Here is a 10,950-nt window from a genome sequence, read left to right on the forward strand (position 1 = left end):
GGACTCGCCCCATATTGCCGGCATGGCCAACACTCCCGATCCTCCGAAACGATCCGGCAAAGCGCCGGGATCCAAGGTTCCGAAACCCAAGACCCCGAAATCGAAGGCGCATCGCCCCGAGGTGCAACCGATCGGGCCTGCGCTCGCGCAACTGCTCAATCCGGCGATCAATCGCGGCGATGCCGGCCTCGGCTCCGGTACCGGATTGCAGCCGCCGCCGGATAATTCCTGGGATCGGCGCTCCGGCGGCGAAGCCGCCGCGCATCGCGCGCGGAAATCGACGCGCGGCAAGAGCGACACGACGGCGAAGCGGGATGCCGCCATCTCACCTCCGCCCTCTGGCGGGGAGGAAATTGAGAGGGGCAAGACCGAAGAAAACAAAGCTGCGAATGAACAAGGCTTCGAGGAAGCACCGCAGGCGGTCTACGGCACATCGGCGATCATCCCGACACTCGATCCGGAACTGGCGCGCCAGCTCGGCCTGCCGACCGCGGAGGACGATGAAGAGGCCCTGGCGCGACCGCCGCGCAGCAAGATGGAAGGGCTCGGCGTCAAGGCGACCGCGGAATCGCTGGAGGCGCTGCTGCGCGACGGCCGTCCCGAGTTCAAGAAAGATGACGGCTCGCTGAAGCTCTGGACGCCGCACCGTCCGCCGCGCCCGGAAAAGAGCGAAGGCGGCGTCCGCTTCGAGATCAAGTCGGAATATGAGCCGAAAGGCGACCAGCCGCAGGCGATCCGCGAACTGGTCGAAGGCATCAACCGCAACGACCGCACCCAGGTGCTGCTCGGCGTCACCGGCTCCGGCAAGACCTACACCATGGCCAAGGTGATCGAGGCGACGCAGCGCCCGGCGCTGATCCTCGCGCCGAACAAGACGCTGGCGGCGCAGCTCTACGGCGAGTTCAAGAGCTTCTTTCCCGACAACGCGGTGGAATACTTCGTCTCGTACTACGATTACTATCAGCCGGAAGCTTACGTCCCGCGCACCGACACCTACATCGAGAAGGATTCCTCGATCAACGAACAGATCGACCGCATGCGCCACGCCGCGACCCGCGCGCTGCTGGAGCGCGACGACGTCATCATCGTGGCCTCGGTTTCATGCATCTACGGCATCGGCTCGGTCGAAACCTACACCGCGATGACGTTCGCCTTGAAACGCGGCGAGCGCATCGACCAGCGCCAGCTCATCGCCGACCTCGTGGCACTTCAGTACAAGCGCACGAGCGCCGACTTCACCCGCGGCACTTTTCGCGTGCGCGGTGACACCATCGATATTTTCCCCGCGCACTACGAGGACCGGGCCTGGCGCGTCAACCTGTTCGGCGACGAGGTCGAGAGCATCGAGGAGTTCGATCCTCTCACCGGCCACAAGCAGGACGAACTGGACTTCATCAAGGTCTATTCCAACTCCCACTATGTAACGCCGCGACCGACACTGGTGCAGGCGATCAAGAACATCAAGGTCGAGCTGAAGCAGCGGCTCGACCAGTTGCATGCGCAGGGCCGCCTGCTCGAAGCACAGCGGCTGGAGCAGCGCACCACCTTCGATCTTGAAATGATGGAGGCGACCGGAAGCTGCGCCGGCATCGAGAACTATTCGCGCTATCTCACCGGCCGCCGCCCCGGCGAGCCGCCGCCGACGCTGTTCGAATACGTCCCCGACAACGCGCTGGTGTTCGCCGACGAGAGCCACGTCAGCGTACCGCAGATCGGCGGCATGTTCCGCGGCGACTTCCGCCGCAAGGCGACGCTGGCCGAATATGGCTTCCGCCTGCCATCCTGCATGGACAACCGACCGCTGCGCTTCGAGGAATGGGACATGATGCGGCCGCAAACGGTCGCGGTCTCGGCCACGCCGGCCGCATGGGAATTGAACGAAAGCGGCGGCGTGTTCGTCGAGCAGGTGATCCGTCCCACAGGCCTGATCGATCCGCCGGTCGACATCCGCCCGGCGCGGACGCAGGTGGACGACCTCGTCGGCGAGGTGCGCGCCACCGCCGCGAAAGGCTATCGCTCGCTCGTCACCGTGCTGACCAAGCGCATGGCCGAAGACCTCACCGAATACCTGCACGAGCAGGGCATTCGCGTGCGCTACATGCACAGCGATATCGACACCATCGAGCGCATCGAGATCATTCGCGACCTGAGGCTCGGCGCATTCGACGCGCTGGTCGGCATCAACCTGCTGCGCGAGGGTCTCGACATTCCCGAATGCGCGCTGGTCGCGATCCTCGATGCGGACAAGGAAGGATTCTTACGCAGCGAGACCTCGCTGATCCAGACCATCGGCCGCGCCGCGCGCAACGTCGACGGCCGCGTCATCCTCTATGCCGATCAGGTGACGGGATCGATGCAGCGCGCCATCGCCGAGACCGACCGCCGTCGGGAAAAGCAGGTGGAATACAACGCCGCCAACGGCATCACACCGGAGAGTGTCAAGAAATCCATCGGCGATATCTTGAACAGCGTCTACGAGCGCGATCATGTGCTGGTGGAGATCGGCGACGGCGGCATCGCGGACGACGCGGTCGCCATCGGCCACAATTTCGAGGCGGTTCTCTCCGATCTGGAAACGCGGATGCGCGAGGCCGCCGCCGACCTGAATTTCGAGGAAGCGGCGCGGCTCCGCGACGAGGTGAAGCGGCTGCGCGCCACCGAGCTTGCTGTGGTGGACGATCCCACCATCAAGCAGCGCGGCGTCGCGGCGAAAGCCGGCAGCTACGCCGGCAGGAAGAAGTATGGTGACGCGGCGAATCTGCCGGCGCGGTCCTCATCCAAAATTCACAAACCCTCGCTCGACGAAATGGGCATCGCCACCTGGCACGAGGTGAAACCGACCGGCGCACGCCCGAAGCCGCGCAAACCGACGCTGGACGAAATGGGCCCCGGCACGGAAAGCCGAATCTATCAGCCGACTTCATCCCGCGAAGCAGGCCCGGAATTTGGACCTCGCCCACGTTCATCCGGCGGCGCGCCGGGTAAGCGGGGTGGATGGAAGAAGGGATGACAGACAGGCGCGGCTTGCGGGCAGGGCCGCCGCGTCGCGGCACACGGTAGAGCGTTTTCGAGCGAGTTGGAAACCGGTTCGCGTGAAGAAAACGCCTCAAAACAAAATCTAGCCTCGTATCGCATCCACGACCCGGCGTCCGACTACGCCGGCCACCCACAGCGCGCCGTAAAGCGGCGCACCGATCAGGATCAACGCAAGCGGCAGCAGACCGAGATCGCTGCCCGCCGGCCGGAGCAGAACAACGCCGGCAAATAGACCGCCGAGAGCCCATAGCGGCAGGCGCCCGATTGCTACGCCATCGTGAGCACCGGCGGCGATCGCCTGGACCAGCAGGAGCAACGGTACGCCCAGCGTCCAGAAGCGCGGCGCATCCCAGGCCTCGCGCACGAGCAGCGGCGCACCCGGCTGCGCCGGCCACAGCGCGAACGCCACCCACAAAGCAAAGCCGGAAAGCGCGAGCGGCACACCGATCAGCAGTGTCGTTACCTTTGGCGAAAAATTCTTCGACATTCAAAACCTCTCAATGACAGCGACCGGGAGACCCCCGATTGTCATTCCTCCAGCCCCCTGCTACTCACCGCCGACTTTCGCGACAATCAGGGACATGACTTCCATGGCCGACGCCGATCTCGACGTCATCATTCGCAAGCTTGCAAGGCAGCAGCACAAGAGCTTGACCGCGGCCGTGAAGGCGCGGCGCGCACGCTACCTCGCCCTCGCCGCCAAGGCGAAGGACACCGCCGGCAAGCAGCGCTTCCGTGAGATGGCGAAGCAGGCCTTCGAGGAAGGGACCGCGGCCGCGCGACGGCTGCAAATGTCGGCCGACAACGCCGCCGACAGCTACGCGCGCGCGATGCGGCGAACGGCTGATACCCTCGCGACGCGACCGCTTGCAGCACCGAAAAAAGCTTCCGCCAAAACAGCGAGATCGAAACCCGCCAAATCCTCGAAGTCCTGATCCGCTCGCGGCCCCCCACTCCTCATCCTGCCTCACCTCCTCACCCCAACCGCAAATGGCAAGCCAGCCGGAAGCCAGGACCGATTTCGGGGAATGAACGGAGCTCGCCGCAGATTGGCCGCGATGTTGTCAAAATCTGCAGTGCTGATAAGATGTTAGAGACTCGTCGTGCGGGGGGACATCCGCGCTCGCTCAACGCGAAACAGGGAACAAGCCGATGAACGCCAATCCAGCCACACCAGCCACCTCATCCGAACAGACCGAACCGAGCACGACCGAGGCCGACACCAATCTCGCCGCCGTCTCGGAAGTCGAAGCGGGCATCCGCGATTTTGTTCGCAACGACATCGCCTACCTGCGTCGGCCCGCCGCCGGGGCTCCTCCGGCCGCCGAGACGAAGCTGGAGGCGAACACGGAAGCGACCGTGAATAACGTCAATTCGCTGATCCAGCGCGTGGCCGGAACGTCGCTCGCCGAGATCGAGAATCTCGTCACCGAGCTTGAAAGCCTCCGCGACCTGCTGCATGCGGAAGGACAGCGCGTCCAGCGCGAGATCTCGGGCTATGCCCAGTTGAGTCAGGCTGCGATGAAGTCGACGCGGATGATCGCTGAGAACGTCGCGCAGTGGAAGCGCACCGCCGAGAACCTGCGGAACGACTAGCGTTCGCGCCCGCTGTAGCGTTCTCGAAGCATGTCCTCGAACCTGATTCGAGGATGGATATCGGTTCGCGTCAGGAATGCGCAAGACAAAATCCAGAGCCCTGCTTCTGATTACATCAGAAGCAGGGCTTGAGGCATTTGTCCCGCGGGGTGACGGCGTATCATTATCGTCGTCAGAGACGGACGCGCTATGGCCCGGGTTCTTCGCGGGAGCGCCATGGCTACGCACGCGTTCGAACGGAGCTAAAGCGATCGCAGGATTCAGCCTGGCGCTTCGGGATCAACGAGAAGACCATTCAACGAGAAGACCATGAGGAAGCGGCGGCTCCGTCAGGCGGTCGATAACGAGTGATGGGTCCAAGCAGCGAAGCTCCGTCCTGACATCGTCTGCGATCGCCGCTTTGCGTGTGCGGGCCGCTGCCTCCGGGCGACGTCTCGTCTCGCACTGAATGGCGTCGTCGCTCGCATCCGAGGGATCGTCGCTGACAGGTTAGGAACTCGCCGCATCCATAAAGGCGCATCACTTCAGAGCTTTTTTCGATAGTTATCGATCGTGTGATGGAATGCGGTTGCCCAACCCTGCACGCCGGACAACGGGATTATCCTCGGCCGGAAACAGAACTGGACAATTGTTCGCGCTTCATCGCACGCGTTATCCTTATCAATCATAACATACGAAATGTTGACACCCTCGGGGCGCCCCCATAGATTCAAAGAGTTTCACAAATGCCATCCCACATAGGGAGACCAACGGATTGGAGCAGAAATGCCGTTGAACTGGGCGACGCAGAAAGCGGAAATTTTAGAGCGCGTCAGTGAAACCGAATCCTATCTCCGTATTATGCTGAAGACCAAAGATGATCCTTTTCATCTGGCTGCCTGGGTCGAGCATCACTCGCGCATAGTTCCCAGGTCAGCGCTTATCATAATCGACAACATGTCTACCGACCAGAAAGTTCTGGATTTCTACAATCAAATTGACCCGGACATTTTAATCTTCCAGTACTCCGGCTTTCACAATGACCTTCATGATCACGTCCTGATGGACGCGCTTTATGACGCCGTCTACAAATCGTCAGACAGCCTGATGTTTCTCGATACTGACGAGTTTCTCGTTTGTGTCGATCCAGACGCATCGAAATGGTCGCTCGATGTGCAGGCATTGTTACAGGACAATCCCACAACTTCGGTTTTTACGTCCACGTGGATATATAACGTACCGCTCTCCTCGGACATGTTCTATCTCGGACCAAGTGCGACGAGCCTGCATAACGGCTTGATGTGGGGAAAACCCATCATCAGGAATTGGCCTAAGGGAAAGGCCGGCACTATTGGTCACAATACCCAGATTCCCCGAGAGTGTTTCGCTGGTCCGCTTTCGACCCGGCTATTTGTTAAACATATGACTCAACTTTACCCCGAGCAGCGCATCGTCACAAATGTCAATAAGCTGATTGCGAGAGGTTTTGCGAAAACGGGGGAAACGCCTGAAGAGATTGTCGCTCGCGGAACAACGGAGAAAGACAGCTATAACATCCAGCTCTATGTTTCCGAATTAAAGCAGTTGATTGCTCAGAAAAGTGTTCAACAGGCGCCGAGCAAAACGATCCCGTTGCATTCCATGCGCCTGCAGGACTCCGGAATTATCGAGTTCAACTCCAAAACCGATCAAGACGCGCTTAAATACTTCGTGCAAAACGGAGACAAGATAGCGAGAGATGTCTTGAAGTTATGATCACAATGCCTGGATCTTTAAAAAGGCGTCTATTTACTCCGGGACGACAACGCTGACTTCAACGCATCAAGACGTCTCCGGCCTTCACCTTTTGTCGGAGCAATCCACCCTCCCTCTGTGTATTCATTCCACGCATAGATCAGTATTGAGGGGAAGCTGACATTTGACTCTGACGCAACGTCACACGCGTCCCTCACGAGACTTTTTATTTCTTGATCGGAAGGAGCATCGCAGTAGTCGCCCGCTATATTCCGGCCTTTCGCCAGATTTGGTTCGTCCAAGTTGGGCCGATAATCCCATCCCAAGGAAACGGGCGGGATAAATGGAATTGAGATCGATTTTGCCGTTTTCCAATATTGACGGCTGCCATTCGCGCAATTGGAAAATGGCAGTTCATGCCCCGGTGGCATTTTCTGCGATCCACGTGGATTTCCATAGGACGTGGCCGCATCGAAGCCGAACATCGATATGAGCATTCGTGCATCGGTCGGACTGAAAGTGACGACAACGCGATACGGACTTTTTAAATTGCGTTCAGCACATTCCGACTTGAGGCGGGAGAAATACTCCTCGATCCGGTCTCTATGAGACATGCCTTGCCGAAACTCGTTATGGTTCTGCATCAGAATGTATATTACCGGCCTTCCGCTTTGAGTCTTTAGGTAGTTCCTGGAGGCAAATGCGGCGACGTGTTCGTCAACGACGTTTGAGCGGTATTTTGGATTGTTGAACATCGCAAAGCGGGCGTCGAATATCAGAGAATATTTGAGCTTGGTATCCAGTTTCTGGAATGACCTTAACGCCTGCCCCATTCCCTGCCAGTTCTGGCTAAAGTTTCCAGATCCATCTTCCGGAAAGTAATAGTTGAAGGCAAAGTAAGTTATACCACTGTTCAGGGCTTCCTTGACCTCCGTCGCAAGAGTCTTCGGATCGCTTCCGCAGATGCAGATGTCCTTGCCGTTTCCCTTCGTGAATTCGGGTAGGCGCCCTTGCCAACGAGGCTCGGCTAGTACTTTCGAATAAGGACTTCCAGGAAACCATGCGTCCCAACGAATGATTCCGATCTCCACATCTTGCTGCTGAGCCGATCTCGCGCGAAAAGGCAGCAGAGCGATAGCGCTTGATATAAGAAATTCCCGTCGTGAAAACACTTTCATAGCGTGGCACTCCGCAATTTAGTGTTTTGACCGAGCAACCCGGAAGATCCGGCATATGAAAGGAGGAGACGCTCCGCGTACTCCTTTGCGCCGTCCTGAACCGGTCAGGCTGGAATTATCGCCAGGCGAGCGGCATGGTCCATTCGTTCCAGTCCGCTGTCCGATGGTCGGGCTGATAGGGCGCGTACAACTGCTTCACCCAATAATTGAAATTCGGATGGAGCTTGACGAACTTGTAGAATGCCTCACCGAAGTTTATCGGACTGAGGCAGGCTCTATTGATCGGTCGCCGAGCTATCGCATTGATGCAGTACGACGACATACAGGCCCTGGTCTCGCTTTCGGCGACATTGCTCAGGCTTCGAAAGCTGTTCGACGAATGAAGCCGATACATGTAGCGATCGGAAGCCACATACTTCGGTTCGACAACGGTAACGGCGCGCAGGGCGAACTCCCAGTCGTGGCAGTACTTCAGATCGGACAGCAGTCCGACCTTCCGCAGCAACTCCCGGCTCAACACGAAATTTCCGGTTGAAGCAGCGACCTGCGAATCCAGAAATGCCCAGGAGAGCGGGGATCCGGTTATCCGGGCCCGGTCGACGGCGTAGCGAAGGCTCATCGGGAATTGATGGGTCGTTATCTGCTTGCCACGTTCATCGATTGGTTCAACCGCGGAAAAGCCGAAGAAATACTTTTCGTTGTCATACTGACTGGCGAATATCCGAATGCGATCCTTAGAAAAAACGTCGTCGGAATTCAGGAAGAAGATCATGTCGCCTTTCGCAAGCGACAACGCCCTGTTCCAGCTGCAGTGCGCGCCGAGGTTGAGAGGATTTCTCAGAAGCGAGCAGGACACAAAGCGCTTGGCGAAGGATTTCTTCTTGAAGAGCCGCTGCGCGATTTCAAAGCTTCTATCAGGCGAATGGTCGTCGACAACAATCAGCTCGATGTCCGGAAACGTCTGCCGATGAACGGTCTCCAGACATTCCTCGATATAGGCTTCGTGCTTGTAGCAAGCGACGACGACGCTGGCCAGCATGTGAACCCCTCTACTCAGCGTCGAACGATGATCGAATGATTGGACCTGATCAGCGCGGGGTTCCCCTCGCCCACTTCCAGGACCGCGATCTGGTATTCGCCGTCGGGTACGTCGCGGAGGAAAAAGGCAAGCTGGAAACCGAAATAACAATCCCTGCTTTTCACTTGCATATAGTCCTTGACGTCCAAGCGTTCGTGCCAGTCCACGACCAGGCAGTAACCGTTATGATCATGCTTTTCAGCATCGACGGAGAGGAGAAGCAGAAACGCTATTCTGTGCTTCGTCGCCTCGAATGTGCCGCCCGCCCATACCCATCCTCGCACGAGGACCGTCGATCGCGGATCGACCACCACCCGCTCGCTGAATTGAGAATTGATGTTCTCGATAACGAGCAGCGATTCCGGCGGGTTCTCGGACGCGCCTTGAGCCTCGACGGGAATACCGCTGCGTATATGCTGCAATCCCGAATAAATCATCTCCGATCGATGAAGGGTAGCGAGCAGTTGAACATGAGTGGCCGCTTCTCTTACCGCCACCTCAAGCTCCTGCCGGCTCAGGCAGTCCAGCAGATCCGGATTTGAGCGAACCTGGCTCGAGATCGGTTCGGAGGATGAAACTCGTCTTACCGCCTCCAGAAATGCTCGCCCGTAACGCGAGTCCGGTTCCAGATGAGCTCCCTCGGCCCATTCGTTCCAGGAGTTGATGAAGACGATCGGATCGGCAAATTGGCTTCTTCTTGCCCGACCTGCGGCATCCCGCAGCCATACTTCAAACGCCTCCGGACTCGACCTGTTGAAGATGTGCGCGCGCGAACCCTTGCGAGGCGTGTTGTCCCAGCGCGGCATGACGGCCGGGAAGTAGGGGAAATCGTACGTCTTGCCCAACGACGAGCGCACAGCATCGACATAGTCGTAAACCTTTCCCGTAAAGCTCGGCGGGGCGCCCAGTTCCGGGAGCGGCTGCTCCATCGTCGAAACGGTATGCGGCGGAAACTCCACCGCCGCATCACAATTGAGGTCGCGCGGATCGAACTCTCCGAACGTCATGGCGTTGCAGATCAGAATCTCTCCGATTCCCAATTCCTTTGCTCTCTCACGCCAGATCTCGAACAGACGCTGCCTGTCCGGCAAGAGCGAAGGCCGATAAATGAGGATGATCTTGCGGCCATCCACCGTAATGTAACGTTCATCGAGCAGAAGCTTCGCCATATCATCGATAAAGCGAACATCGTCATCCAGCGAATGATTTTGCCCGAGAAGCACCTCCGCATCTGAGCCGTCCCAACGGCGCGACCAGTTCTCGTTCGCCCAGCATATGCAGAACGGCAGATCCGGTTCTCCGTCCTCCAGAAGGAGCTCCAGCGGTCTTTCGAGAAGCCTGCGCCCCTGAAACCAGTAAACGTAGTAGCAGAAGCCGTGGATGCCGTAGCGGCGCGCCAATTCGGCTTGTTGCCGGCGGGTCTCCTTCAATCTTACGTCGTAGAAGCCGAGGTCGGCCGGCAGCCAGGGAGATTGATGCGTGGGAAACTGCGGACGCATGCGAGCGATATTTGTCCATTCGGAAAAGCCGGGGCCCCACCACCGGTCGTTCTCCGCGAACGAGTGGAATTGCGGAAGATAGAAACAGACATGGCGCACCTGTTTCCCGGCAGGGTCCGGCGCTGCCGGGGCTGTCTTGTTGTTGTTCGGAATCAGCAGGTCGGAGCAGTCATCGCTCGAGAATCCCAGCGCAACGACCAGTTCGTCGGGGGCGATGTTGTCAAAGAGCGGAATCTCGAAAAATTCACCGTCGTCCAGGCTGACGCGAAGATATATCTGCGGCTGGCTTCGCTCCACCAAAGTGTGTCTGAGAGCGCGCGCCAAACGTCGACGTGCGCCAACGGTCGCCAAATCGATGCGGAAGCCGGGCCGGCCGATCGTTTTTCTCGAACCAATCGCAGCGGGAGCCGCGCGATCGGTCTTCGTTTCTTCGATCGCATGGGATCCGACAAAGAGAGAAAGAGAGACGGATGCCGTGAGCGATCTGGCATCGACGATCCAGCCCGAAATTCCCCGGCCGGAATATTCGAGTATCGCGCCACGCAGACGCGCGCCGGAGTCCAGATCGCTCAAGTCCGGATCAAGAAACACGCTTTGAAGATTTTCCTCTTGCGAAATAGGATTGGCGACGGGCCGCATGCCCTTCGCATTCCTGACATCGCGCTCCGCAATCTTATTCATCATACTCCGATCCCCTGCCCTCGGACCCATCAGATCACGATGATTTTCGGATCGAATCGACCCAGAATCGTCGGCGTGATCAATTCCCATATTTTAAGAAGCGGGATGCTGGAGGAATATCGCTGCACGCTCTTCCTCATCCGCTCTCACTCAGCTTCCCATCACGGTT

8 protein-coding genes are annotated in these 10,950 nt (G+C 58.5%); 4 read left to right on the forward strand and 4 right to left on the reverse strand.

Translation table 11 applies throughout. The features are described from left to right. The first annotated feature begins 22 nt into the window (after window positions 1–22). Complete coding sequence (gene uvrB / locus ACS3WB_RS09280) at window positions 23–3,010, forward strand: excinuclease ABC subunit UvrB (protein WP_438275276.1); 2,988 nt, start codon at window positions 23–25, stop codon at window positions 3,008–3,010. Window positions 3,011–3,118: 108 nt separating this feature from the next. Here the strand turns inward: uvrB and ACS3WB_RS09285 are convergent, their stop codons facing one another. After that, the gene (locus ACS3WB_RS09285) at window positions 3,119–3,523 is read right to left on the reverse strand and encodes a hypothetical protein (protein ID WP_438275277.1); all 405 of its coding nucleotides are present in this window, start codon (window positions 3,521–3,523) and stop codon (window positions 3,119–3,121) included. A 103-nt stretch (window positions 3,524–3,626) separates the two neighbouring features. Here ACS3WB_RS09285 and ACS3WB_RS09290 point away from each other — a divergent pair, with 103 nt between their 5' ends. The 3 genes from ACS3WB_RS09290 (at window position 3,627) to ACS3WB_RS09300 (ending at window position 6,366) form a co-directional block, all read left to right on the forward strand. Beyond that, on the forward strand, window positions 3,627–3,971 hold the full coding sequence (locus tag ACS3WB_RS09290) for a hypothetical protein (RefSeq protein WP_438275278.1): 345 nt from the start codon (window positions 3,627–3,629) through the stop codon (window positions 3,969–3,971). 217 nt (window positions 3,972–4,188) lie between these two features. Further along, complete coding sequence (locus ACS3WB_RS09295) at window positions 4,189–4,632, forward strand: hypothetical protein (protein WP_438275279.1); 444 nt, start codon at window positions 4,189–4,191, stop codon at window positions 4,630–4,632. A gap of 765 nt (window positions 4,633–5,397) precedes the next feature. Then, entirely contained in the window at window positions 5,398–6,366 is a 969-nt protein-coding gene (locus ACS3WB_RS09300; protein WP_438275280.1) for a hypothetical protein, read from the forward strand. A 29-nt stretch (window positions 6,367–6,395) separates the two neighbouring features. Here ACS3WB_RS09300 and ACS3WB_RS09305 read toward each other — a convergent pair whose 3' ends face one another. The 3 genes from ACS3WB_RS09305 to ACS3WB_RS09315 form a co-directional block, all read right to left on the reverse strand. Beyond that, a complete protein-coding gene (locus ACS3WB_RS09305) occupies window positions 6,396–7,523 on the reverse strand; it encodes a hypothetical protein (RefSeq protein WP_438275281.1) in 1,128 nt (375 codons plus the stop codon). Window positions 7,524–7,638: 115 nt separating this feature from the next. Next, on the reverse strand, window positions 7,639–8,562 hold the full coding sequence (locus ACS3WB_RS09310) for a glycosyltransferase family 2 protein (protein ID WP_438275282.1): 924 nt from the start codon (window positions 8,560–8,562) through the stop codon (window positions 7,639–7,641). A 14-nt stretch (window positions 8,563–8,576) separates the two neighbouring features. Then, window positions 8,577–10,739, reverse strand: a complete 2,163-nt coding sequence (locus ACS3WB_RS09315) for a glycoside hydrolase family 99-like domain-containing protein (protein ID WP_438275283.1) — start codon at window positions 10,737–10,739, stop codon at window positions 8,577–8,579. Between the last annotated feature and the right edge of the window lie 211 nt (window positions 10,740–10,950).

It is taken from the genome of Nitrobacter sp., from assembly GCF_051535215.1.
In the GTDB taxonomy this organism is placed as follows: domain Bacteria; phylum Pseudomonadota; class Alphaproteobacteria; order Rhizobiales; family Xanthobacteraceae; genus Nitrobacter.